Source organism: Arsukibacterium sp. (assembly GCF_036735525.1).
Lineage (GTDB): Bacteria > Pseudomonadota > Gammaproteobacteria > Enterobacterales > Alteromonadaceae > Alishewanella.
On the sequence record NZ_DAINOE010000030.1, the window covers coordinates 1 to 24,168 of the forward strand.

The 24,168-nt window shown below is 49.5% G+C and carries 20 protein-coding genes, 3 tRNA genes and 1 pseudogene; 5 read left to right on the forward strand and 19 right to left on the reverse strand.

Annotated elements, in window-relative coordinates; all coding sequences use genetic code 11:
- Positions 1–253, forward strand: a 253-nt coding sequence (locus V7D78_RS07815) for a PilZ domain-containing protein (protein WP_333607887.1), incomplete at its 5' end; no start/stop codon positions are given.
- Here the strand turns inward: V7D78_RS07815 and V7D78_RS07820 are convergent.
- From V7D78_RS07820 to rlmE, 17 genes are all read right to left on the reverse strand, one after another.
- The gene (locus tag V7D78_RS07820) at positions 250–1,380 is read right to left on the reverse strand and encodes a hypothetical protein (RefSeq protein WP_333607888.1); all 1,131 of its coding nucleotides are present in this window, start codon (positions 1,378–1,380) and stop codon (positions 250–252) included. The two genes, V7D78_RS07815 and V7D78_RS07820, sit on opposite strands and share 4 nt — an antisense overlap.
- Positions 1,381–1,426: 46 nt before the next feature.
- Entirely contained in the window at positions 1,427–2,344 is a 918-nt protein-coding gene (nlpI, locus tag V7D78_RS07825; RefSeq protein WP_333607889.1) for a lipoprotein NlpI, read from the reverse strand.
- Entirely contained in the window at positions 2,334–4,451 is a 2,118-nt protein-coding gene (gene pnp, locus V7D78_RS07830; protein WP_333607890.1) for a polyribonucleotide nucleotidyltransferase, read from the reverse strand. The genes nlpI and pnp overlap by 11 nt, the downstream gene beginning before the upstream one ends.
- A gap of 164 nt (positions 4,452–4,615) precedes the next feature.
- Positions 4,616–4,885: a 30S ribosomal protein S15 gene (gene rpsO / locus V7D78_RS07835; protein ID WP_333607891.1), complete on the reverse strand. Its 270-nt coding sequence runs from the start codon at positions 4,883–4,885 to the stop codon at positions 4,616–4,618.
- A 158-nt stretch (positions 4,886–5,043) separates the two neighbouring features.
- Positions 5,044–5,964 (reverse strand): tRNA pseudouridine(55) synthase TruB, encoded by a 921-nt coding sequence (gene truB / locus V7D78_RS07840; RefSeq protein WP_333607892.1) that lies wholly within the window; start codon positions 5,962–5,964, stop codon positions 5,044–5,046.
- Positions 5,964–6,440: a 30S ribosome-binding factor RbfA gene (rbfA, locus tag V7D78_RS07845; RefSeq protein ID WP_333607893.1), complete on the reverse strand. Its 477-nt coding sequence runs from the start codon at positions 6,438–6,440 to the stop codon at positions 5,964–5,966. Before rbfA ends, truB begins: the two co-directional genes overlap by 1 nt.
- A gap of 76 nt (positions 6,441–6,516) precedes the next feature.
- Complete coding sequence (infB, locus tag V7D78_RS07850; RefSeq protein ID WP_333607894.1) at positions 6,517–9,201, reverse strand: translation initiation factor IF-2; 2,685 nt, start codon at positions 9,199–9,201, stop codon at positions 6,517–6,519.
- Between the two features lie 25 nt (positions 9,202–9,226).
- Positions 9,227–10,723, reverse strand: a complete 1,497-nt coding sequence (nusA, locus tag V7D78_RS07855; RefSeq protein ID WP_333607895.1) for a transcription termination factor NusA — start codon at positions 10,721–10,723, stop codon at positions 9,227–9,229.
- Positions 10,724–10,755: 32 nt separating this feature from the next.
- Positions 10,756–11,211 carry a ribosome maturation factor RimP gene (gene rimP, locus V7D78_RS07860; RefSeq protein WP_333607896.1) on the reverse strand — a complete coding sequence of 152 codons (456 nt, stop codon included), beginning with the start codon at positions 11,209–11,211 and terminating at the stop codon, positions 10,756–10,758.
- 193 nt (positions 11,212–11,404) lie between these two features.
- Positions 11,405–11,481: transfer RNA gene (locus V7D78_RS07865), tRNA-Met, on the reverse strand.
- A gap of 73 nt (positions 11,482–11,554) precedes the next feature.
- Positions 11,555–11,639 (reverse strand) — tRNA-Leu (locus V7D78_RS07870).
- A gap of 8 nt (positions 11,640–11,647) precedes the next feature.
- Complete coding sequence (secG, locus tag V7D78_RS07875) at positions 11,648–11,977, reverse strand: preprotein translocase subunit SecG (RefSeq protein ID WP_333607897.1); 330 nt, start codon at positions 11,975–11,977, stop codon at positions 11,648–11,650.
- Positions 11,978–11,979: 2 nt separating this feature from the next.
- Complete coding sequence (gene tpiA / locus V7D78_RS07880) at positions 11,980–12,726, reverse strand: triose-phosphate isomerase (RefSeq protein ID WP_333607898.1); 747 nt, start codon at positions 12,724–12,726, stop codon at positions 11,980–11,982.
- 122 nt (positions 12,727–12,848) lie between these two features.
- Positions 12,849–14,183 (reverse strand): phosphoglucosamine mutase, encoded by a 1,335-nt coding sequence (gene glmM, locus V7D78_RS07885; RefSeq protein WP_333607899.1) that lies wholly within the window; start codon positions 14,181–14,183, stop codon positions 12,849–12,851.
- Positions 14,180–15,019 carry a dihydropteroate synthase gene (gene folP, locus V7D78_RS07890; protein WP_333607900.1) on the reverse strand — a complete coding sequence of 280 codons (840 nt, stop codon included), beginning with the start codon at positions 15,017–15,019 and terminating at the stop codon, positions 14,180–14,182. The genes glmM and folP overlap by 4 nt, the downstream gene beginning before the upstream one ends.
- A gap of 113 nt (positions 15,020–15,132) precedes the next feature.
- Complete coding sequence (gene ftsH, locus V7D78_RS07895; protein WP_333607901.1) at positions 15,133–17,049, reverse strand: ATP-dependent zinc metalloprotease FtsH; 1,917 nt, start codon at positions 17,047–17,049, stop codon at positions 15,133–15,135.
- A gap of 57 nt (positions 17,050–17,106) precedes the next feature.
- Positions 17,107–17,736, reverse strand: coding sequence for a 23S rRNA (uridine(2552)-2'-O)-methyltransferase RlmE (gene rlmE / locus V7D78_RS07900; RefSeq protein WP_333607902.1), 630 nt, complete (start codon positions 17,734–17,736; stop codon positions 17,107–17,109).
- Between the two features lie 82 nt (positions 17,737–17,818).
- Between rlmE and yhbY the strand changes: the two genes are divergently transcribed.
- Positions 17,819–18,115 carry a ribosome assembly RNA-binding protein YhbY gene (gene yhbY, locus V7D78_RS07905; protein ID WP_333607903.1) on the forward strand — a complete coding sequence of 99 codons (297 nt, stop codon included), beginning with the start codon at positions 17,819–17,821 and terminating at the stop codon, positions 18,113–18,115.
- A 111-nt stretch (positions 18,116–18,226) separates the two neighbouring features.
- On the forward strand, positions 18,227–19,996 hold the full coding sequence (locus tag V7D78_RS07910; RefSeq protein WP_333607904.1) for a DEAD/DEAH box helicase: 1,770 nt from the start codon (positions 18,227–18,229) through the stop codon (positions 19,994–19,996).
- A 5-nt stretch (positions 19,997–20,001) separates the two neighbouring features.
- Here the strand turns inward: V7D78_RS07910 and V7D78_RS07915 are convergent, their stop codons facing one another.
- Positions 20,002–22,674: a DUF2339 domain-containing protein gene (locus V7D78_RS07915; RefSeq protein ID WP_333607905.1), complete on the reverse strand. Its 2,673-nt coding sequence runs from the start codon at positions 22,672–22,674 to the stop codon at positions 20,002–20,004.
- A gap of 26 nt (positions 22,675–22,700) precedes the next feature.
- On the reverse strand, positions 22,701–23,651 hold the full coding sequence (locus V7D78_RS07920) for a hypothetical protein (RefSeq protein WP_333607906.1): 951 nt from the start codon (positions 23,649–23,651) through the stop codon (positions 22,701–22,703).
- A 148-nt stretch (positions 23,652–23,799) separates the two neighbouring features.
- Here V7D78_RS07920 and V7D78_RS07925 point away from each other — a divergent pair.
- Both V7D78_RS07925 and V7D78_RS07930 read left to right on the forward strand, forming a co-directional pair.
- Positions 23,800–23,873, forward strand: a tRNA-Gly gene (locus V7D78_RS07925).
- Positions 23,874–23,969: 96 nt separating this feature from the next.
- Positions 23,970–24,168: pseudogene (locus tag V7D78_RS07930) on the forward strand (alpha/beta fold hydrolase); the annotation flags it as partial.

The window sequence follows — 24,168 nt, forward strand, 5'->3', positions numbered from 1 at the left end:
GCTGGTTAAACTGCCGGAGCAGTGGCCTGGCGAACTGACCGGACCTTTGCTGCTGCGGGTGCATTTAAATGATTACCCAATGGACTTTTGTATGCAGGTCAGGGTTGCGCATCAGCATCAACAGGTTATAGGGCTGCACTGCGATAAAATAGATATCGACAGCGCCAGTCATTTAAAACGATTGATAGAACTGAATTTAGGAGACGACCAGCTACTTAGCCGCGAACTGTCTGAGTTAACGCTAAGTCCCTAGTCTGCAACCTGATATTGTAAGGCCGCTATGGCATCGTCATAACCCTGACTCGCCGCCTGCTGCATTAAAGCTTGCCATTCTGGCCACGCCTGTTGTTGCCGTGCTAAAAAAGCAAAATAATACTGCACCGGCATCAAGCGCTCCGGCCTGGCCAACTCTTGTCGTAACAAATCAAAATACGTTTGTGGCAGGGCCAGCTGATAATGCTGCATTGGCCCTGCCTCTGCTATAGGCCGGTATGCTTGTAAGCCCAGCGCATCGCAAGAGGCCACCGGTGTCAGTTGTTCTGGTCTCATACCAAAACGCTGTTGGTAGCGCGCTAAGGTCTGTGCATCCTTTCCCACTAATAAATTGGGTGCAATGCGGCCTGCTTTGCACACGCTACGGGCTGCTGCAGCTGACAGTCGATACTCATCTATAAAGCCAGCGATGTGTAAAAACTCATGTTGTAGCAAGGCAAGATCGGCAGTATCCGGCAGTTGCATAATGCCATTGTTAAAACTGGCAATGCCGCGACCAGCAATAATTAATAATTGATTAAAATCGCCCTGCAGCACTTGCTCAGATAACTGCTGATACTGGCATTCAATGCGTTGCTCAAGCTGCTCCGTGCAGCGCAGTACCGTCGCATCCATGCGTAGCAGTGGCTTAAAACAGACCGGTAATTGCGCTAGCTTTGCATCATGCTGCCAGGCAGCTTGTAAGTACTGCCAGCGCGCTACCCCTGCTTGCTGACTGGCTACCGGCTGTATAGTCACATTGCAGCCTGCAGCGGCCTTATAGCCCTGCTCCTGGGTCAACTGTTGCTCTGCTGGCCACAAGCCAAGTGTAGCCCGCTCTGTTGGTGACACCGCTGCTGTGGCGATACGCCCGCTAAGCCATTGTTGTTGCAACCAATCGGCGGTGGCTAAGCGACCATATAAACGTTGCTGCAACTGCAGGGCATGCGTCAACGCCGTGCTATCGCCAAGCAAGGCCGCCTGCTGAAACCATTTCAGTGCAGCAGTCAGCTCGTTATTTGCCAGCCGCTGCTGGGCTAGTTGCCGCGCGGCCGGTGCCTGAGTTTGCGCTTGTTTAAGTAATTGCTGCTCGGGAGAGGTTTCAGGGCTACAGCCCAACAGCAGCAAAGCAAAAAAGCCAGCAAGCTGGCTTTTAACACGGCAACAATAAGTCTTAAGGCTCAGCGAAGGCATCGTCAGTCAGCGTTTCGCCTTGTAAACGGGCTATTTCGACTCTGGCATAGCGGTGCTCAACAAATTCAAATACATTGGTGGCCAGCACCATTTTGTAGTAGCGCAGCGCTTGCTCTGGACGCTGTTCTGCGTCATGCCATTTGGCCAGATAAAAGTACACTTCGCACAAACGCTCAGCCAATAACTGCGGACCCGTTAATTGCTCAGCCACACTATTAAGCAATTGCGTTTCAGTTATCATACCGGCATAAAAGCGCACCAGATTGGTTGCCCAATCCTCAGTATTAAGCAGGGTTAGCTGCTGTTTCAATACCGCCCTGGCATCCGTTGCTGACAACGCAGTTGCACCTAAATAGCGCCACAATACCCGGTAAGGGTCATTGGGTTTTGTCTGGTAAAACTGCTCAAAATCCACTAAAGCCAAGTCGGGCCTGTCGGCATAATACAGCGCAATACCGCGATTTAAATAGGCGAAGTCATGATCAGGTGCGAGCTCCAGCGCTGAATCAAAGGCTTCAAACGCCTGCTCAAAATAGCCGGATACGGTGTAGTGAATGCCAATGAAATTATAGGCATCAGCCAGATCGGGTTTTAATCTGATCGCACGGGTGAAGTCGAGTCGGGCCAGCGAACGCAGGCCAACACTGTCGTACATTACACCACGATCATAATACAGTCGGGCCGATTGCTCATCAGTAAGCTCAGCACGGTACAGAATTTCTGTTAAGCGGGCAATGGCCAACTCAGTTCGATAGGACACCGCCAGCGGCTCTGGTGTTAACCAGCTTGCTGCAGGTGAAGCCGGCTGCATAGCGCAGCCGGTCACAGTTGCCAGCACTGCAAGCAGTGCTAGCATCTTAGCTGGGCGTTTTAGCGCCCGACTGAGTTTACTCAGCATCAACAACAGCAGCGGTTTTTTCTGCTGCTTCTTTAATGCTCAGGCGTACCCTGCCTTGCTTGTCTACTTCCAGCACTTTAACCGCCACTTTCTGACCTAATTGCAGGTGATCAGCAACGTTAGTCACGCGCTCATCAGAAATTTGCGAAATATGCACCAGTCCATCTTTACCTGGTAACACATTGACGAAAGCACCGAAATCAACGATCCGAACCACTTCGCCCTGATAAATGGTACCCACTTCAATCTCTGCGGTAATCGCATTGATTTTATCAATAGCAATTTGTGCTGCTTTCGCGGTAGTGGCGGCAATTTTAATGCTACCGTCATCTTCCAACTCGATAGTAGTCCCTGACTCTTCGGTAATTTGACGAATTACTGCACCACCTTTACCGATCACTTCACGGATTTTCTCCGGATTAATCTTCATGGTGTAGATACGCGGCGCGTATTCAGACATTTCTTCGCGGTGACCGCTTATGGCCTGATCCATCACATTCAAAATGTGTAAACGGGCAGCTTTTGCCTGTTTTAAAGCAATTTGCATAATTTCTTTGGTGATACCGTCAATCTTGATATCCATCTGCAGTGCAGTGATACCTTCAGTGGTACCGGCCACTTTAAAGTCCATATCGCCTAAGTGATCTTCATCACCTAAGATATCTGACAACACCACAAAATCATCACCTTCTTTCACCAGACCCATGGCAATACCGGCGACAGAGGCTTTAATAGGCACGCCTGCATCCATCAGGGCTAAAGAAGAACCACACACCGAAGCCATTGAACTTGAACCATTTGATTCAGTGATTTCAGATACGATACGTACGGTGTAAGGGAAATCATTAAAATCAGGCATAACGGCTAACACACCACGCTTGGCTAAACGGCCATGACCGATTTCGCGACGCTTAGGCGAACCCACCATACCAGTTTCACCCACACAGTATGGAGGGAAGTTGTAGTGCAGCATGAAAGTATCAGTTTTAGCACTAAGCAAATCGTCAATGTTCTGTGCATCACGAGCGGTACCCAGCGTAGCAGTCACCAATGCCTGGGTTTCGCCACGGGTAAATAATGCCGATCCATGAGTACGTGGCAACACGCCCGTCATCACGCTTAAACCACGGATCATTTCCGGATCACGGCCGTCAATACGTGGTTCACCTTTAGTGATGCGGCTGCGCACCACTTTAGATTCCAGCTCGTGGAAAATGTCACCGACTTCGTTTTTATTCAGCGCTTCACCTTCAGCCAGTTCCGCTGACAGTTTTTCAATCAAGGCCGCTTTGATTTCAGTAATGCGCTCATAGCGCTTGGCTTTTTCAGTAATACGGTAAGCTTCACCCAGTTCGCTACTGGACAATTCGGCAATTTTAGCAATTAATGGCTCATTTTTAGCCGGTGCTACCCAGTTCCAGGCGGGTTTAGCCGCTTCAGCAGCCAGTTCGTTAATGGCATTAATCGCGGTTTGCAGTTGCTCATGGCCATACATTACTGCACCCAGCATTACGTCTTCTGACAATATACCGGCTTCTGATTCCACCATTAATACCGCACCAGCAGTACCTGCAACCACTAAGTCCAGTTTTGAGCTTTTCAGTTCTTCTTCTGATGGGTTCAGCACATACTGGTTATTAATGTAACCCACACGTGCCGCACCGATGGGGCCGGCAAACGGGATGCCTGAAAGGGCTAAGGCAGCAGAAGTACCAATCAACGCCACGATATCCGGCTGAATTTCAGGTTGTACTGATACTACCGTAGCAATAACCTGTACTTCATTGTTAAAGCCTTCCGGGAATAACGGACGGATCGGACGGTCGATTAGCCGTGAGGTTAAGGTTTCACCCTCACTAGGCCGGCCTTCACGCTTGAAAAAGCCACCCGGAATACGGCCAGCTGCATACATTTTTTCCTGGTAATTTACGGTTAACGGAAAGAAATCCTGACCAGGTTTAGCTTCTTTTTTACCAACAACAGTTACTAAAACAGAAGTATCTCCCAGGCTGGCCAGAACGGCGGCATCAGCCTGACGGGCGATAACGCCGGTTTCTAAAGTGAAAGTGTGTTGGCCAAACTGAAATGATTTTACGATGGGAGTCACGTGTGGTTTTCCTTTATCATAATCGCCGAATTGCGATGTGTTTCTCTGTGTTTTTTGCCGCTACAGTATACTCTGTAACCGCCAGCAAAAGATAGTTCAGTAAAAAAATGTCAAAAAAAAGAGGCTTAAAAGCCTCTTTTAAACAAACTGTGTTGGTCACGCAATTAACGGCGTAAGCCTAAACGCTCGATCAGCGTAGCATAACGGTTCTGATCTTTGCCTTTTAAATAGTCTAACAACTTACGACGCTGACTTACCATGCGCAGCAGACCACGACGTGAGTGGAAGTCATGCTTATGCTCAGCAAAGTGACCTTGTAAATGGGTGATAGACGCAGTTAACAGGGCAACCTGTACTTCTGGTGAACCGGTATCACCTTGCTTAACAGCAAAGTCGGCAACGATTTGTGCTTTAGCAGCAGCAGTTAAAGACATAATGTAACTCCAAATGTGAGTGAACTAAGTACACTAACCGCCGGTCACTCATCCAGCAGGCAGTAAAAAAGACGCCGTATTTTACCATGTTGGCTTGCATTTACAATAGCTTTAGCTAATTAGCCATTATTCATAACTCTACAACGCAAATAGCACTATCACTCAGCAGTATTCAGCAAGCGGCGGCTGCTCAGTACGCCCTGCTCGCTGCAACCAATACCAAAAAATTCACCGGCTTCGTTGTACAAGCTTAACGCTGGGGTATCCGGCAACGCCATAGTCACGGCCTGGCCATGTTGCAAGGTACGCTGCGCTGTTGCATCTAAGGTCAGTCGTGGCAGCTTTGTTAAGCCGGCATCCATGGGTAACAGCAACTGATCCAGCTCCTGGTAATCGGCCTGTTGCTGACAGGCTTCAGCGAGCGACTCAATATGCGCTAAAGTGACCATCTGGCTTGAGACAAAGGGCCCCACCTGGGTACGATGCAGCTTAGCCACGTGCGCGCCACAGCCGAGCATTTCGCCCAAATCATCAATCAGCGTGCGAATATAGGTGCCTTTAGAACAATGCACAATAAAATCAGCATGCTGCTCAGTGCGCGACAGACATTCAAAACGAAACACACTGATCGGTCTGGCTTCACGCTCTATGGTAATGCCCTGTCGTGCATATTTATATAAGGGCTGCCCCTGATGCTTGAGCGCGGAGTACATGGTCGGCACTTGTAAGATATCACCACTTAACTGCTTAAGCGCCTGCTCCAGTTCTGCCTCGCTAAAGGCCACCGGCCGCTGGCTGATAATCTCACCTTCGGCATCACTAGTATCAGTACGTACACCAAATTGCGCTGTTACTAAATAACTTTTATCAGTATCGAGCAAAAACTGACTAAACTTAGTCGCCTCGCCAAAGCAAATTGGCAGTAAGCCTGAGGCTAACGGATCCAAGGCGCCGGTATGACCAGCTTTTTTAGCCTGAAACAACCAGCGCACCCGCTGTAAAATGCCATTACTGGAGATCTCCAGCGGTTTATCCAGTAATAAAATGCCATTGACTGCCCGGGCATTTTTGCGCGCCATCAGTCAGCCGCCTGCTCTTTATCAGTTTTTTTCTCGGTATCATCATCAACTGCTGACAGCGCATCATCTGACACAGTGTCACGCTCAGTACCCTGGCCTGTCAGCTGGCGTTTACGTTCGTCTTCCTGCATCACAGAACTGACTAAAGTGGCCATACGAATACCTTCGTTCAATGATTGATCAAAGGCAAAACGGATATGCGGCACTATGCGGGTCTGAATACGCTTACCTATTAAGCTGCGCACAAAACCAGCAGCATCGTTCAGGATCTTCAGGTTGTCTTCGACCTTGCTATCGTCCAGGCCTAAAAAGGTCACAAACACCTTGGCATGCGACAAATCCCGAGACACTTCAACATCAGATACGGTGATCATGCTGTGCAAGCGCGGATCTTTAATTTCACGTTGTAAAATCACCGCCATTTCTTTTTTAATATGCTGAGATAAGCGGTCAACGCGGGAGAATTCTTTTGCCATAATTCACATTCCAGTTAAGCCGGAAAAACACAACAGGGGCACTTAAGTGCCCCTGCATAAAGTGTTAAGCCAGCTATTATAAAGTACGAACGACCTGAATAGTTTCAAATACTTCTATCTGATCGCCTTCACGTACATCATTATAGTTCTTCACACCGATACCACATTCAAAGCCGTTACGCACTTCGCTAACGTCATCTTTAAAGCGGCGCAGTGATTCCAGCTCACCTTCGAAGATCACCACGTTGTCACGCAGCACGCGGATTGGCGCGTTACGTTTAATGACACCCTCAGTCACCATACAACCGGCGATAGCGCCAAATTTCGGTGAACGGAACACATCACGTACCTGAGCCAGACCAATGATCTGCTGTTTAAACTCAGGCGCCAACATACCGGTCATCGCCTGCTTCACTTCATCCAGCAATTCATAAATGATGCTGTAATAACGCAGATCCAACCCTTCATCTTCTACCAGCTTACGGGCAGAAGCATCAGCACGAACGTTAAAGCCGATGATAATGGCTTGTGACGCAGCAGCTAAAGTGACGTCAGTTTCGGTGATACCACCTACGCCACTGCCGACAATTTTAATCTTCACTTCGTCGGTTGACAGTTTAGCCAGTGATTCAGAAATCGCTTGTACTGAACCTTGCACATCGCCTTTTAACACCAGGTTCAGTTCAGACACATCGCCTTCAGACATATTGGCAAACATGTTTTCCAATTTAGCTTTTTGCTGACGCGCCAGTTTAACATCACGGAATTTACCCTGACGGTACAGTGCCACTTCACGGGCTTTACGCTCGTCTTTTACTACGGTAACTTCATCACCGGCTTGCGGTACGCCAGATAAACCCAGAATTTCTACTGGGATAGACGGGCCGGCTTCTTTGACTTCATGACCGTTTTCGTCACGCATTGCCCGTACGCGACCATATTCAAAGCCACACAGCACCACATCACCCTGACGTAAAGTCCCTTCCTGCACCAGAATAGACGCGACCGGGCCACGACCTTTATCCAGACGTGATTCAATAACGGCACCGCGACCCAGCCCATGTCTAACTGCTTTTAACTCCAGCAGTTCGGCCTGGTTAAGAATGGCTTCGAGTAAGTCATCGATACCCTGACCAGTTTTAGCAGATACCTGCACGAACTGTGTATCGCCGCCCCACTCTTCCGAGATAACGTCATACTGAGATAATTCGTTACGAACCCGATCCGGATCAGCATCTGGCTTATCAATTTTGTTCACTGCTACCACTAAAGGCACACCGGCCGCTTTCGCATGCTGGATAGCTTCCTTAGTTTGTGGCATAACACCATCATCAGCTGCGACTACCAATATAACGATATCGGTAGCTTTAGCACCACGGGCCCGCATTGAAGTAAACGCAGCGTGACCTGGCGTATCCAGGAAGGTCACCACACCGCGCGGCGTTTCAACATGGTAAGCACCGATATGCTGGGTGATACCACCAGCTTCGCCGTCGGCCACTTTTGCTTTACGGATGTAATCCAGCAATGAGGTTTTACCATGGTCAACGTGACCCATAACGGTAACCACTGGTGCCCGCGGCTCAAGCTCACCTTCGCCTTCACGGTCTGACATTACCGCTTCTTCCAGCTCATTTTCTTTGGTCAGAGTAAACTTGTGGCCCATTTCTTCGCAGACAATGGCCGCCGTTTCCTGATCAATCACCTGATTTATGGTCGCCATAGCGCCCATTTTCATCATCGTTTTAATGACTTCAGAAGCTTTTACCGCCATTTTCGCCGCTAACTCAGCCACGGTAATGGTTTCACCAATTTTCACTTCACGCTCAACCGGTTGCGCCGGCTTATTAAAGCCATGCTGCATGCTGGTTGGGGTTTTCTTTTTCTTCACATGACGATTAGCACGATTAAAGGCTTCTTTATCATTACCGTCGTCTTTCTTTTTACCTTTAGCTGGAGGCGCTTTTTTACCGGCACCACGACGACCAGCGCGCTCTTCTTTAGCGTCTACTTCGTCTTCAGCTTGCTTAGCAAATTCGTTACTGGTCAGGTGATAATCATCTTTCTCAGTAGACTTGGCTTTTTCTTCCTGCGCCCAACGTTCGCTGTTTTCTTCAGCGAGTTTACGGGCTGCTTCAGCTTGTTTTTGTGCTTCTTCTTCCAGCTTGCGCAGAGCTTCAGCTTCCTGTTGTTGGCGAATACGATCGGCTTCTTTACGGGCCTCTTCTTTCGCTGCACGACGCGCCGCTTCTTCCGGATCATCTTTTAACAGCTGGGCCTGCTTGACTTCTTCACGCTTTTTCGCTTCAAGCGCTTTACGCTCAGCCTCTTCTTTCGCTTTAGCCGCCGCGATTTCGCGCGCTTTACGATCAGCTTCCTGACGCGCCGCATCAGCTTCGGCACGGGCTTTTTCTTCAGCGATTCGTGCTTCTTCCTTCGCTTTTATCGATGCTTCATCCAGCAACGGCTTTTTGATATAGGTTTTTTGCTTGCGCACTTCCACCTGAATTTCACGATTGCGCCCCGCACCACCGGCGACGCTTAACGTGGTTTTTTCTTTGCGCTTCAGCGTTAACTTCGCCGGCTCAGCCGACTTTCCACCGTGCTGCTTGCTCAGGTGATCCAGTAACGCCTTTTTTTCTTGTTCGTTTACCATCTGGCCTGCGGCCTTGGTAATACCCGCATCAGTAAATTGCTGCACTAACCGATCAACAGTCGTACCTACATCACTGGCCAGCTTTTCTATGGTGACATCTGCCATTTGTGTTGTTACCTCCGTTGACTACTCAGTTTTCTTCATTGAACCAAACGATGTTACGAGCAGCCATGATTAACTCTGCGGCTTGCTGTTCGGTCATTTCGGCAATATCTAATAAATCATCTACACCCAGCTCGGCTAAATCGTCAAGCGTGGTTACCCCTTTACTGGCTATCACATAAGCCATATGGGTATCCAGACCAGGCAGGGCCAGCAAGGCTTCTGATGGTTTGGCATCTTCCAGTGATTCTTCACTGGCCAGCGCACGGGTGGTTAAAATCGCTTTAGCTCTATTACGCAACTCTTCAACAGTCTCTTCATCAAGACCGTCAATCGACAGCAATTCGCTCATCGGTACGTAAGCAATTTCTTCTAAGGTAGAGAAACCTTCATCCACTAACACATCAGCAAAGTCGGCATCAATTTCCAGCGCATCCATAAAGACAGAACGCACTTTCTCCGTTTCTTCCTGATGCTTTTTCTTCATGTCAGATACAGACATCACGTTCAGTTCCCAGCCAGTCAGCTGACTGGCCAGACGCACGTTCTGACCGTTACGGCCAATCGCCATCGCCAGGTTGGAATCTTCCACGGCGATGTCCATCGAGTGAGCATCTTCGTCAACAATGATAGAGGCAACTTCTGCCGGGGCCATCGCATTGATCACAAACTGGGCGTCGTTATCATCATACAGCACTATATCTACCCGCTCGCCGGCCAGCTCGTTTGACACCGCCTGCACCCGTGAACCACGCATACCCACGCAAGCCCCTACAGGGTCAATACGACGGTCATTACTTTTCACGGCAATTTTGGCGCGAGAGCCCGGGTCGCGTGCAGCACCACGTAGCTCTATCATTTCTTCACCAATTTCTGGCACTTCAATACGGAACAATTCCAGCAGCATTTCTGGCTTAGCCCGGCTTAAAAACAGCTGGGCGCCACGCGCTTCTGGTTTCACATCAAATAATAAGGTACGAATACGATCGCCCGGACGATAGGTTTCGCGTGGCAGCATTTCTTCGCGTGGCAACATCGCCTCAGCGTTATTGCCTAAATCGACGATGATGCTGTCACGATTAACTTTTTTCACCACACCGGTGACCAGTTCGCCAACCTGATCGATATAAGCTTCAACTACCTGAGAACGCTCAGCTTCGCGCACTTTTTGCACGATAACCTGTTTTGCCATCTGCGTAGTGATACGGTCAAATTCGATAGAGTCAATTTGCTCTTCGACGTAATCACCAATCTGCAGTGAAGGTTCGTCATACTGCGCGGCCGACAGGGTAATTTCGCGGTACGGGTGCTCTTGCACCTGATCATCTGCGACCACTTCCCAACGACGGAAGGTTTCATAAGAACCGGTTTTACGATCAATATTTACCCGAACTTCTATATCACCTTCATTTTTCTTTTTAGTGGCGGCTGCTAATGCAAACTCGAGTGCCTGGAAAATCTTTTCCCGTGGCACGGATTTCTCATTCGATACCGCATCAACAACTAATAAAATCTCTTTTGCCATTGTATATGCCTCGTTCTGACGCTACCCGGCGCTTAAAACACCGGTACTACGTTTGCCTTGTCAATATTATCCAGCAGCAAACGATAGGGTTTGCCATCGACTTCTATTACCAACATGTCGCCATCCAGCGCTGTCAGTAATCCTTTAAATCTGCGTCGGCCATCCTGCGGAATAGCCAATTTTACTTCAATCCTTTGGCCTATGGCCTGCTGATAATGCGCCTCGCTAAACAAAGGACGATCCAGCCCTGGAGAGGACACTTCCAACACATATTCAGTGGGAATAGGATCTTCAACATCCAGTAAAGCACTGACTTCACGGCTAATCAGAGCACAGTCTTCAACCGTGATCCCATCAGCATGATCAATATAGATGCGTAAGGTGGTGTGCCGGCCTGCGCGCAGCAGCTCCACGCCCCACAGGTGAAAACCCGCGGCATCTACCGTTGGTTGCAGCAGCTCGACCAGTTGCTGTTCTTGCTTAGTCAATCAAGACCTCCGAAATACCAATAAAAAATGGGCTAAGCGCCCATTACTACATAAAACACAGGCCACAGATACGAAAACGCCCCGAGCAAGCGGGGCGAATCTACAGCCAATCACTAAACATATCGCCAATGTTTAATGATGTATGTTGTTAGGTTGCGGGAGTCTTATTAAAAGAACTGCCTACGCCCAAATTTGGTTGCGGGAGCCGGATTTGAACCGACGACCTTCGGGTTATGAGCCCGACGAGCTACCAGGCTGCTCCATCCCGCGTCCGTAATGGCGCTTATTATATAGCGCCCTGCCTGTTACCGCAAGCCTGAACTGCATCAAGCTGCGTTTAGTTTGGTGCCGAGAGCGGGACTTGAACCCGCACGTCCGAAGACACTACCCCCTCAAGATAGCGTGTCTACCAATTTCACCACCTCGGCGTTAAAGCTTAGCCACCTACCGGAATGTCACTGATATCATCTTTCTTCGGTTCAACCTGCTCGGTTACCGGCACAGACAAATCCTGCCATTCATCTACTACTTTACTTTGGCTGGCACTGAAATTACCCAATACTATGCTTAATACGAAGAATAAGGTGGCCAGCACAGTAGTGGTTTTGGTTAAAAAATTACCGGTACCAGATGAACCAAACACCGTGGCTGAAGCGCCGGCACCAAAGGCCGCTCCCATATCAGCACCTTTACCGTGTTGAATTAACACCAGGCCGATCAATGCCAGGGCCACCAGTAAATACACCACAATGAAAATTTCGTACATAGTTATTCCTTTGTGCCCTTTGCGCTAATGCAAATCTGGGCAAATTCTGCCGGTTTCAGGCTGGCGCCACCTACTAAAGCGCCATCAATATCGGTTTGAGTAAATAAGGCTGCACAATTGTCAGCATTAACACTACCGCCATATAAAATTCTTACCGCGTTAGCTGCTGTTGGCTGGTAAGCCATCAGTTGCTGCCGAATAAACGCATGGGTTGCCTGAGCTTGTTCTGGCGTCGCGGATTCTCCGGTACCTATGGCCCAAACCGGCTCATACGCAATCACTGAATTCTGCAGTAATTCGGGGAGCGCAGCATACACTGCCGCTAATTGTTTCGCAATAACCTGCTCGGTTTTTTGTTGCTGGCGCTCACTAAGGGTTTCACCGACACAAAGCACCGGCGTCAGACCTGCAGCCACCGCTTGTTGTAACTTGCGGCAGATCATTTCATCAGATTCAGCCTGATACTGGCGTCGCTCAGAATGGCCAATCAGCACATAACGAGCGCCAGCAGCTGACAGTAAAGCACCACTTAATTCACCGGTATAAGCCCCTGATTCATGTTCGCTCAGGTTTTGGCCACCCAGCAACAGGGCATCCTGGGCTGAAAAACAGTGCAATAAGGTAGCCGGTGGGCAAATTAAAACCTCACAATCCAGAGTAACATCCGTCAGACTGCTGATGATTTGCTCTGCCAATTCGGCTGAGCCGTTCATCTTCCAGTTTGCCGCTACCAGAGCTTTACGTTGCATGCTGTTGATCCTGTTATCAATCCGGATGAATAGTATCTAACCTGGCCGGCAAGAACAAGTAAAGCGGCCGTTAAGTTGGCGCATTTGGACAATTAGCAGTCAGCTGATATTACTTACTATCTTTAACTGGCTATTTTTACGGCAGCGGCAATTTTTTCTGCATACTGGCGCACCAACTCAGCATCCTGCCCTTCCACCATCACCCTGATTAACGGCTCAGTGCCTGATTTTCGGATCAATACCCGGCCTGTGTTTTGCAGCAACTGCTCCACTTCAGCAATCACCTGCTTAACATGCTGCTTTTCCAGTGGCGCTGAGCCTTTGGCAAATTTCACATTGACCAGGACCTGTGGCAGTTTTTGCATACCACTGACCAATTGCGCCAGACTCTCACCCGTGGTCAGCATAGCGTTTAGCACTTGCAAGGAGGCGATAATGCCATCACCAGTACAAGCATGGTCCAAATTCAGTACATGGCCAGAGTTTTCACCGCCAATCCGCCAGTTATTTTCGCGCAGCAGCTCCATCACATAACGATCGCCCACGGCGCTTCGCTTAAAAGGAATATCCAGCTCAGCCAACGCCAGCTCAAGGCCAAGGTTACTCATTAATGTACCGACTACGCCCCCCACCAGGCTTTGATTACGCTTAGCTTCGCGGGCAATAATGTACACTATTTCATCGCCATCCAGCACCCGGCCCTGCTGATCGACCAACATCACTCTGTCGCCGTCACCATCATAGGCAATACCCAAATCGGCCTTTTCGGCCAGTACGGTTTTTTGCAGCAACTCCGTATGGGTAGCGCCACATTTGTCGTTAATGTTAAAGCCATCGGGCTGACAGCCAATGGCAATTACCTCTGCTCCTAACTCACGGAATACAGAAGGTGCTATGTGGTAGGTAGCGCCATGCGCACAATCGATAACGATTTTCAGGCCACTAAGAGACAAGTGATTATTTAAATGGCTTTTACAGAACTCAATATAACGACCCGCCGCATCATCAATGCGCATGGCCCGCCCCAGAGTTTCTGAGGGTTCACACTGCATCGGTTGCTCTAGTTCATACTCAATGGCTAATTCCAGTTCATCCGGTAATTTGCTGCCATCAGCCGAGAAAAATTTAATACCATTATCATAATAAGGGTTATGTGAGGCACTGATCACAATACCGGCTTCGGCTCTGAAAGTCCGGGTCAGATAGGCCACAGCAGGCGTCGGCATAGGGCCAAGTAAACGCACATTAATACCGGCAGCCACTAACCCTGCTTCCAGTGCGGTTTCCAGCAGATAACCCGAGATGCGGGTATCTTTACCGATTAACACCTTACGGGTACCGCGTTGCGATAATACCCGACCTGCAGCCCAGCCTAGTTTCATGGCAAATTCAGGGGTAATAGGAAACTCACCTACCCGGCCGCGTACACCATCGGTACCAAAATATTTTCTGCTCATTCATCCACTCCATAGCGAACTGCTGTAGCTATACGCACAGCTTGAACTGTCTCTTTAACATCATGCACCCGGATTATCTGAGCCCCCAGCTGTGCGGCAATGGCCGCGGCCGCCACACTGCCAGTCAGCCGCTCGGCTACAGGTAAATCCAATAGCTGGCCAATCATCGACTTTCGTGACATGCCTACTAACAGCGGATGGCCTAACGCCATCAGCTCAGGCAAAGCCGCTAGCAACTGATAGTTATGCTGCAGGGTTTTACCAAAACCAAAACCCGGATCAAAAATAATCTGGGTTTTGTCAATGCCAGCGAACTGACAGTCCAGTGCCCGGCGTTGTAAAAACTGGCTGACCTGTTGCACCACATCCTGATAAACCGGCGCTAATTGCATAGTGCCGGGCGTGCCCTGCATATGCATCAAACACACCGGTACCTGAAGTGCAGCGGCGGTGGCTAAGGCATCAGGTAATTGTAGAGCGCGCACATCATTTATCATATCGGCGCCTGCCTGAACCGCAGCTGACATCACAGCCGCCTTGCTGGTATCAATTGATAAAACACAATCAAAACGTTGCCTGAGCGCGCTTATCACAGGTATCACCCGCTCAAGTTCTTGCTCAAAGCTCACCTCTGCTGCACCGGGGCGGGTCGACTCGCCGCCAATATCCAGCATAGTGGCGCCCGCTGCTAACATCTGGGCCGCTTGCTCAATGGCAGCATCCAGTGGCAAGTGCTTACCACCATCTGAAAAAGAATCCGGCGTAATATTTAAAATACCCATCACCTTAGGGCGATGTAAATCCAACTGACGCTTGTTCGGTAATTGTAATTTCATGGCAAGCTCGACAATATTGTCTAATGACTATCAATAAGAAGCCCCGGCCATGGCCGGGGCTTTGAGTATAGCAGGGGCAGCAGTGAGAAACAGCTGCCTTGATGTGTTAACCGTTAATGAACACTGCCTTCTGATGGCTTATCAGTGGCTACCGGCTCATTGGCGGTTTTGCTTTTGCCATCACCAGAGTCACTTTTACCATTGTCACGCGGCTCCCAATTTTCTGGCTGGCGCACTTCTCGACGAGCCATTAAATCTTCAATCTGCCGTGAGTCTATGGTTTCATATTTCATCAGCGCATCTTTCATCGCATGTAAAATATCCATGTTCTCTTCTAACAAGGTTTTTGCCCGACTGTAGTTACGATCAATGATTAATTTAATTTCCATATCAATGATACTGGCGGTTTCGTCTGACATATGGTTAGACTTTGCCATGCTGCGGCCTAAAAACACTTCACCTTCTTCATCAGCATAAAGTAACGGACCCAGTTTTTCTGAAAAGCCCCATTGCGTTACCATGTTACGGGCAATAGAGGTCGCGTATTTAATGTCCTGTGAGGCACCGGTAGATACCGCATCAGTACCAAATATAATTTCTTCAGCCAGACGACCACCGTAAGCGACAGAAATTTTACTCTCCAGTTTACGACGGCTGATGCTGATGGCATCGGCTTCCGGTAAAAAGAAGGTGACACCCAGAGCGCGGCCCCGTGGAATGATGGTCACTTTGTGTACAGGGTCATGCTCGGGTACTAAACAGCCAATAATAGCGTGGCCCGCTTCATGATAGGCGGTCATTTCTTTTTCGGCTTCAGTCATTACCATAGAGCGGCGCTCAGCACCCATCATGATTTTGTCTTTAGCGCGTTCAAATTCTTCCATGCTGACCACGCGTCTGTTGCTGCGTGCTGCAAACAACGCGGCTTCATTCACCAGGTTGGCTAAATCAGCACCAGAGAAACCTGGCGTACCACGGGCAATAACACTGGCTTTAACATCATCAGACAGCGGCACTTTGCGCATATGTACTTTTAAAATTTGTTCACGTCCACGCACATCCGGCAAGCCCACCACCACCTGACGGTCAAAACGACCTGGCCGTAGTAAGGCTGCATCCAGCACGTCAGGGCGGTTAGTCGCCGCAATGATAATGACGCCTTCATTACCGTCAAAACCATCCATTTCTACCAGCATCTGGTTTAAGGTTTGCTCACGTTCATCATGACCACCGCCTAAACCGGCACCACGTTGACGGCCTACCGCATCAATCTCATCAATAAAGATGATACAAGGCGCCGCTTTTTTGGCCTGCTCAAACATGTCACGCACCCTGGAGGCACCGACACCGACAAACATTTCGACGAAATCTGAACCAGAAATCGTGAAGAAAGGCACCTTGGCTTCACCGGCAATAGCTTTGGCCAGTAAGGTTTTACCGGTGCCCGGTGGGCCTACCATTAAAATACCCTTAGGAATTTTGCCGCCCAGTTTCTGGAAACGGGATGGATCTTTTAAATAATCCACCAGTTCGCTTACTTCCTCTTTTGCTTCATCGCAACCGGCGACATCAGCAAAAGTGGTTTTAATTTGGTCTTCGCCCATCAAGCGCGCTTTGCTCTTGCCAAAGGACATCGCACCTTTGCCACCGCCGCCCTGCATCTGACGCATAAAGAATATCCAGACGCCAATTAATAGCAGCATAGGGAACCAGGAGATAAAGATGGTCGTTAACCAGCTGCTTTCTTCCGGTTTAGTGCCATTAATCAACACGTCTTTACTCAGCAGATCATCGATTAGCTTAGGATCGTTTAACGGCACTACCGTTTCAAACTGTTCTCCGCTGCGACGCATACCGGTAATAACACCGTTGCGCTCAATTTTCACTTCGCGGATCTGGCCCTGGTTTACATCTTTGATAAACTGGGTGTAGCTGGTTTGCCGATCGGCAATGTCGTTGGGTCCAAAGCTATTGAACACCGACATCAGCACTACTGCTATCACTAACCAGACAATCAGGTTTTTTGCCATGTCACTCAAGGTTATAACCTCTTATTTCACTAAACTAATAATAATCGGCTTACTGTACTAAATTTTAAAGCCGGTGGCCACGATATAGGTTTCTCTGGAGCGAGCCCGGGAGGAGTCGGGCTTGCGAATTTTAACCGTGGTAAATACGTCTCTGATGGCTTTTAAAAAAGCTTCAAAGCCGTCCCCCTGAAACACTTTGACCACAAAACTGCCATTTTGCTTCAACACTTTGTGGCACATATCTAAAGCCAGCTCCACTAAATACATAGAGCGGGCCTGATCGGTCGTATCATTGCCACTCATATTGGGGGCCATATCTGATAATACCACATCTACGTTCTTACCGCCGATCCGGCTCAGTAGCGCCGCTAATACCGCCTCTTCTCTGAAATCCCCCTGCAAAAAGGCCACGCCTGCCAGCGGGTCCATTGGCAGAATATCACAGGCAATCACGGTACCGCTTTGCCCCACTACCCCAACAACATACTGCGACCAGCTACCAGGTGCTGAACCTAAGTCTACCACTGTCATTCCTGGCTTCATCAGCTTATCTTGCTGCTGAATTTCCTCTAATTTAAAAGATGCGCGCGAACGTAAGCCGAGCTTTTGTGCTTTTTGCACAAAGTGATCATCAAAATGCTCTTTTAACCAGCGACTTGAGCTGGCAGAGCGTTTTTTCTTGGTCATGGTACCACTCTTAAATAGTGTTATGCTTGAGATGGCGTTACAATAGACAAAATTCAAGCTTGAATGTGGATATTCTACCTTTATGAGTTTAACCAATAAACAAAAACAATTTTTAAAAGCCAAAGCTCACGAGCTTAAACCAGTTATTTTACTAGGCGGCAATGGCCTGACCGAAGGCGTAGTGGCCGAAATTGAGATAGCACTGGACCACCACGAGCTGATCAAAATTAAAGTGCCGACCGAAGATCGCGAGCAAAAAGTCCTGATCATGGATGCGATTATTCGTGAAACCAAAGCACATAAGGTGCAGGTTATCGGCAAAACGTTGGTGTTGTACCGCCAAAGTGAAGCTAAAAAAATCGCGCTGCCACGCGGCTAAGCTGTTTTACACTGCTGCCTGTCATTGCTCAGGCAGTAGCTTTCTATTTAAGTTCAGCATGTCTAAATTCTTTGTTGCTCTCTTTTCCACAGCTGCGCTCCCCCCTATCCCGTGCAATTAAGAGACTACCAGCAGCAAGCGGTCGATGCCGCTATTGCGCATTTTAAACGCAGCCAACAATCTGCCGTTATGGTATTGCCCACCGGTGCGGGTAAAAGTCTGGTGTTAGCCGAACTGGCGCGCCGGGCGAAAGGCCGGGTACTGATCCTGACCCATGTGAAAGAGCTGGTCGCGCAAAATGCCGAAAAAGTTGCCTTACTCACCGAGGCAGGCAGTGTTTTTGCCGCCGGCTTACAACAAAAAGACAGTAGCGCAAAAACGGTGATTGCCAGTGTGCAATCGGCCGCCCGCAATCTGGCGCAATTTAGCCAGCCGTTTTCACTGGTGATCATTGACGAATGCCATCGCGTCAGCCTGGCTGAGGGCAGCCAGTACCAGCTCATTTTTAACCAGCTTAGAGCACAAAATCCGCAGTTAAAATTTTTAGGGTTAACGGCTACACCTTATCGCCTGGGCAGCGGCTGGATTTACCGAAGCCATTATCATGGCCGGGTGGGTAATACAGAGCAGGCCAGTTTTGAGCATTGTATTTTTGAGCTACCGCTACGCCCATTAATAAAACAAGGTTATCTGGCTACCCCGCTGTTGTTGGACGGCCTGGCGGCACAATATGATTTTAGCAGTTTAACGCCAACTGAAGGCCAGGATTACACTGAGCAGCAGGTGGAGTCGATACTGGGTAAAATGGGCCGGGCGACCAAGCTGATTGTCGGCCAGTTATGGCAGTTATCCGCCAGCAAGTCAGGTGTGCTGATTTTTGCCGCTACCGTGCGCCATGCCAATGAAGTGCTACAGTTGCTTGAGCAGCAAGCAGCCTTGCACAACACCACTGCCAAAGCGGCGATACTGACCGCCAATACGCCACAGCGTGAACGCGATGCGCTGATTCAGGCGTTTAAACAGCAACAACTGACCTTTTTAGTCAATGTCGCTGTGCTGACCACCGGCTTTGATGCGCCGCATGTCGATATGATTGCCATTTTGCGGCCCACGGCCTCGGTTAGCCTGTTTCAGCAAATGGTCGGGCGTGGCCTTAGAAGTCTCCCCGGCAAAAGCCATTGCCTGATCATTGATTATGCCGCCAATGGCTACGATATTTTTTACCCGGAAGTCGGCAGCCCTCGCCCCAGCAGTAAAGCGGTACCGGTACAGGTGCCCTGCCCTGAATGTGGTTTTACTAATACCTTTTGGGGCTTAGTGGATAACGACGGTGATCTTATTGAACACTTTGGCCGGCGCTGTCAGGGGCTGCTTAGCCGCTCAGCGCAGCAACTACAGTGCAGTTTTCGCTTTCGGGCGCGTATCTGCCCCGATTGTGGTGCAGAAAATGATATCGCGGCCAGGCAATGTCAGCAGTGCCAGTCGCTGCTGGTTGACCCGGATAAACGCTTAAAAGAAGTATTGAGCCAAAAGCACCACCATTTGTTTCGCTGCCAGCAGATGCAATTAAGCGATCAACAAGGCAGGCTGCAGGTGCAATACCTCGATATTGACGGCAACCCCTTTTACCGCCACTTTAAACTGGACACCGCGGCACAGCGCCGGGCACTCTATGCCTTGTTTATAAAGCCGCACAGCCGCACTCCGGGATTAAACCTAGGCCACTATCAAACAGCCAGCGAGCTGGTGGCTGATCAACATAAATTCCGCATGCCGCAGTTAATCCTGCTGAAAAAAACCAGCAAAGGCTGGCAACAGCTGGACAGCATTTTTGATTATCAGGGGCGCTATCAGCACGACAACCGGTTTGCTGCTGAATAACTGCTTTAACCCGCTTGACTAACCGCCTTATCTTGCTGTTGACGCTGCAAATACTGAAACCAGGCACCCAATAGCAACAAACACAGCCCCAGGCCTATAAAAGAGGCTGCCCGCAATAAGCCAGTGAGTTCATTCAAATCAACTAAAAACACTTTAAGCACCACCACTGCCAGCAACAAAAAGCCGCCCTTACGCACCAGAGGCCAGCCGCGCCAGTGTGCAAGCAGAATGCTGACTAAAGCCAGTAGCAGATAGACAATGGAGTAGCTATAAAACTCGGCATTGCTGGTAGGCAAGAATAGCAACACCGTATTGTCTTGCCAGAAATGACGAATACTGCTGCTGATATACAACAAGCCATAAACCAGCGCCAGTGCATGTAGCCAGCGTTGCTGTGGCCGGGCTGGTGGTAAGCGGCTGATTGCCAGTATTAACAGCGCTGGTAGCGCCCATAACAAGGCTAAGGCATTAAACAGTGGCCAGCTACCCAACGGCTGCACACTAAAATAGGGGTTAAAGGTGGTGTTTAGTTGCAAATGCCAGTAGGCAGCACCGATAACTAACAATAAGGCCGCCAGCTGATACAAGGTTGCCAGTTTGCCGGCACGCTCAGCCCGCCACAAGTATACCCAGGCTAATAAGAGCCAGTTTACGCTGTGTAACAGCATAGAGCCAAAATCCAGCTGGCTGAATTGTAACTGTTGCTGATTAAACCAATATTGAGTTTGCACTGTGATAAACAGCGCCAGCACATGTAAGATGGCGCCCTCCAGCCAGGGTTGCAGCTCGGTATCACGCCACAACTGCCGCGCCAGCAGCATGCCCGCCAATACCAACGGATAGACCAGTAATGACCAGTGCATCCCCAGCAAACTGATGCCTTCATAACTGCCCAGCAATGGCGCACTGGTTAAGCGCACTAAGAGCACTGTGACCAGTAATTTAATCACCCAGGGCGCCAGCATTACCTGCCGCTGCCGGCTTAACAGTGCCAGTAATACCAGTTGCGCAGCTATGGCCAGGGTTAAACCTGCCGCAGATAAATAGAGCGTAAAACAATAGGTCAGTGCAAAATTGGCGCCGGCACTGTGAATAAAAGCCGCGGCCTGATGTTCACGCCGGGTACTGAGCCAGGCCTGGAGCACCACTAAGCTGGCCGCATAGGCCATCCAGCCGGGCTGTAACTGCAGCTGCACTTCGCTTGTAGCCAAATGATAACTGCTGCCCAGCAGCACAATGGGCAGCACGGCCAGTGCCGCCGACCAGTGCCAGCGTCCTGGCAAGACTAAACGCACTACTACCGGTAAACACAGCAGTACAAATAACAGCTGAATTTGCATCAGACTGCCGCTGCTCCAGCTTAGTAGCGGCTCAACCCCCAGCTGTAATGGGTTTAAGCCAACCCAACACAGCGCCACCAGGCCAGCACACCATAACCACAACTCAGAGCGGCCATCGGTCAGTGCCATCAGGTACAGCAAGGCTATCAGCGCAACCACAGCCATAAAACCGGATAACAGGTTAAATTGCCACAGGCAAGCCAGCGCCAGCAGCAAAAATACCAGCCCCAAACCATGCTGACGTAACGGCGGCCACCACTGCGCCAATGGCACGGCAGCCAGCTGAATGCCGCTATAGCGGTAACCCAGACGCGGTAACCAGACTAACAGCGCCATACTGGCTAACAGCAGCAGCCACCACTGCCAGACATTTTCTGCATTGAGCAGACTAAAGCTTAGCAACAACCAGAGGCTATGGGCCGCCATTGGCAAATACCATAACCAGGGTACCTGCACCCGACGCTCTACTAACACTGAGGATAAGCTAATAACGGCAATATAAATTAACAAGGCGCCCAGCTGCGGTTGCTCACTGCTGACCAGTATCGGCACCGCATAAGCGCCAACAATACCAATTACCGCCAGAATGGGCCCCTGGCGCAACGAAAACCAGGAGGCTGCTAGTGCCACCAGGGCTAACAATACAAAGGTCAGCCCCGGCGATAACAGCTGATAAAATTGTTGCGCCATCAGTAAGCTGGCATAAAGGGTAATAAAGCCGGCACTGGCCAGCGCCGCGGGCACATAATGTTTTAGGTTTTGGCTTAACAGGCGTTTAGTGTGCAGCCATTCACTGGCACCCAGCAGCAATAATGCCATCACCACACCACTGAAAATCCGTAATTCTGGTGAAAACCAACCGGCCTCCAACGAGTGGCGTACCAGAAAAATCCCCCCCAACGACAGCGCCACAGCACCCAGCCATACCATACCATGCTGCATCAGTTGCTGCTCCAGCCAACTAAACCACTGAGTAGGTGTTTGAACCGGCGGCACTGCTGCCGATTGAGGTCTAGATGCTGCAGCAGATGCCGCTTGAGGGATGGTGATGGTTGCCGTTTCAGGAATGGCGATGCTTGCCGCTAACACGGGCGCATTAACAACCGGTAAAACAGACGCCGGACTGGCCGCCATTAAATCTTCCTGTGGCGCAGCCTGTGCTGCTGCTCCGCTACTGGAAGTATGCGCCGGCTGAGAGACTTGCTGCTGCAGGCGCAGCAACTGTTGACGAAGCTGCTGTATATCCCGTTGCAAACCAGACTGTTGCACTACGGCCACTATGCCACAGATGGCGCCGGCTAACAGTGTTAAAACGGCTAATAATGCCAACAGCTCCATCTGTAATTCCTTTGAATTTTACCCTGTTAATGATAATGGCCAGGCAGCTGTCGGCCTACACCTCCCCAGCCATAATCGCCATGCTGTTGATGACGTTTAATTAACAAGGGGGTCAGTTGCTGAAAGCTCTGGCTATATTGCATTAGCGACTTTACTTCTGCAAGCTCTTGCTTCAGCTGTTTGACATGCCTGTCCAGTGCCTTTGATAACTCAGCTTTTGTCAGCTTGCCAAAGGTATTCCAGACCCAACCCTCAGCCGACGCAGCCTGAGCCATGGGCGAGCATAACCAGTCTAACCGTTGCCGATACTCTGCTAACAGCGAAATCATCGGCTGCAGTATTTCTGCCGGCAACTGCGCCAACCGCAATGTTTGATAGCAGCTGAGCAACATGCTTTTTACCCGCTCAGCGCTGCTCTGAGCACCGATATTGGCCAGCTCTGGCAGTAACGCAATTAATTTTTCAGCCATGGCACTTTGCAGTTGCTCTTCGGTTGCATAGAAGTCCAGTAATGGCTCGTCATCAGCTTCTGCAAAAAGGTCCATGTCGAGATCTGAATACTCCGATTCATCTTCGTCTATATCTTCCCAACTTACCCAATGATCATCATAACACTGATAAAACTGTTCACGCAGCGCCTTAATATTTACATCTGGCGCCACCAGACTATGGCACTCAAGCTGTTGTAATAATTCATCTGTCCAGTCCATTAACATGACACGCCACTGCACGGATAATCTGTCGTCATTAGCATATTGCAATAAATCTGAGATCAGCTGAGCGCTTTGCTGACAGAGTTTGTGTTCATACTGCAGAGCCTGTTGTGCAAAATGGCTATATAACTGTTGTTTTTTCAGCTCAAACTTCGCCAGCCGCAGCCACGCCGCTTCAATATCCTGCATCACCCCCAACAACTGCCGTTGCGGCTTTGCCGTGATCGTGCCATCTGCTAAAAAAAGTTCAGGTTGTTTGCGCATAATAACACCTTATGTTATTAAAAAGTAAATACGCATGTTGTTGAAGTGTAGAAGAGTGAAGAGGGCAATGACAAGGCTATGATATAAATAAATTTAATTTGGCTGGCGTTACAGTAATTTGGCGCAGTGCTCTACACTGTAATTCACTGCGGGTGTAGTTCAATGGTAGAACGAAAGCTTCCCAAGCTTTAGACACGGGTTCGATTCCCGCCACCCGCTCCAATTTTCAATTCTAAAATATTTTTACGCTTTCTTGTCACAGAGCATCCTGCTGCCGGTACTTAGTAATGTTACTCACATATTACTAAGGAACGCTTTATGCACAACTCTATAAAAAACGGCATCGCTAACAACAGCTGCAATAAAAAACAACCCGGTTTCTGGAGCTACTTCGCTATTACGATGACAATCGTCGGTGGCATGTTGGCTGCTAATGTAAAAGCCGATACGGCTGACAGTTTCAGTGTTGAAGTTATCGGCAGCGGCAAGCCAGTGATTATGATTCCGGGGCTCATGT

Bases quoted from the DNA above. Each gene is read 5' to 3' on its own strand.
- rpsO (WP_333607891.1), bottom strand. From the start codon at position 4,885: ATGTCTTTAACTGCTGCTGCTAAAGCACAAATCGTTGCCGACTTTGCT.
- tpiA (WP_333607898.1), bottom strand. From the start codon at position 12,726: ATGCAACGTAAAGCTCTGGTAGCGGCAAACTGGAAGATGAACGGCTCA.
- V7D78_RS07915 (WP_333607905.1), bottom strand. From the start codon at position 22,674: ATGGAGCTGTTGGCATTATTAGCCGTTTTAACACTGTTAGCCGGCGCC.
- ftsH (WP_333607901.1), bottom strand. From the start codon at position 17,049: ATGGCAAAAAACCTGATTGTCTGGTTAGTGATAGCAGTAGTGCTGATG.
- folP (WP_333607900.1), bottom strand. From the start codon at position 15,019: ATGAAATTACAATTACCGAACAAGCGTCAGTTGGATTTACATCGCCCT.
- rlmE (WP_333607902.1), bottom strand. From the start codon at position 17,736: ATGACCAAGAAAAAACGCTCTGCCAGCTCAAGTCGCTGGTTAAAAGAG.
- nusA (WP_333607895.1), bottom strand. From the start codon at position 10,723: ATGGCAAAAGAGATTTTATTAGTTGTTGATGCGGTATCGAATGAGAAA.
- rbfA (WP_333607893.1), bottom strand. From the start codon at position 6,440: ATGGCAAAAGAATTCTCCCGCGTTGACCGCTTATCTCAGCATATTAAA.
- secG (WP_333607897.1), bottom strand. From the start codon at position 11,977: ATGTACGAAATTTTCATTGTGGTGTATTTACTGGTGGCCCTGGCATTG.
- yhbY (WP_333607903.1), top strand. From the start codon at position 17,819: ATGAGTTTAACCAATAAACAAAAACAATTTTTAAAAGCCAAAGCTCAC.
- glmM (WP_333607899.1), bottom strand. From the start codon at position 14,183: ATGAGCAGAAAATATTTTGGTACCGATGGTGTACGCGGCCGGGTAGGT.
- infB (WP_333607894.1), bottom strand. From the start codon at position 9,201: ATGGCAGATGTCACCATAGAAAAGCTGGCCAGTGATGTAGGTACGACT.
- V7D78_RS07920 (WP_333607906.1), bottom strand. From the start codon at position 23,651: ATGCGCAAACAACCTGAACTTTTTTTAGCAGATGGCACGATCACGGCA.
- truB (WP_333607892.1), bottom strand. From the start codon at position 5,964: ATGGCGCGCAAAAATGCCCGGGCAGTCAATGGCATTTTATTACTGGAT.
- nlpI (WP_333607889.1), bottom strand. From the start codon at position 2,344: ATGCTGAGTAAACTCAGTCGGGCGCTAAAACGCCCAGCTAAGATGCTA.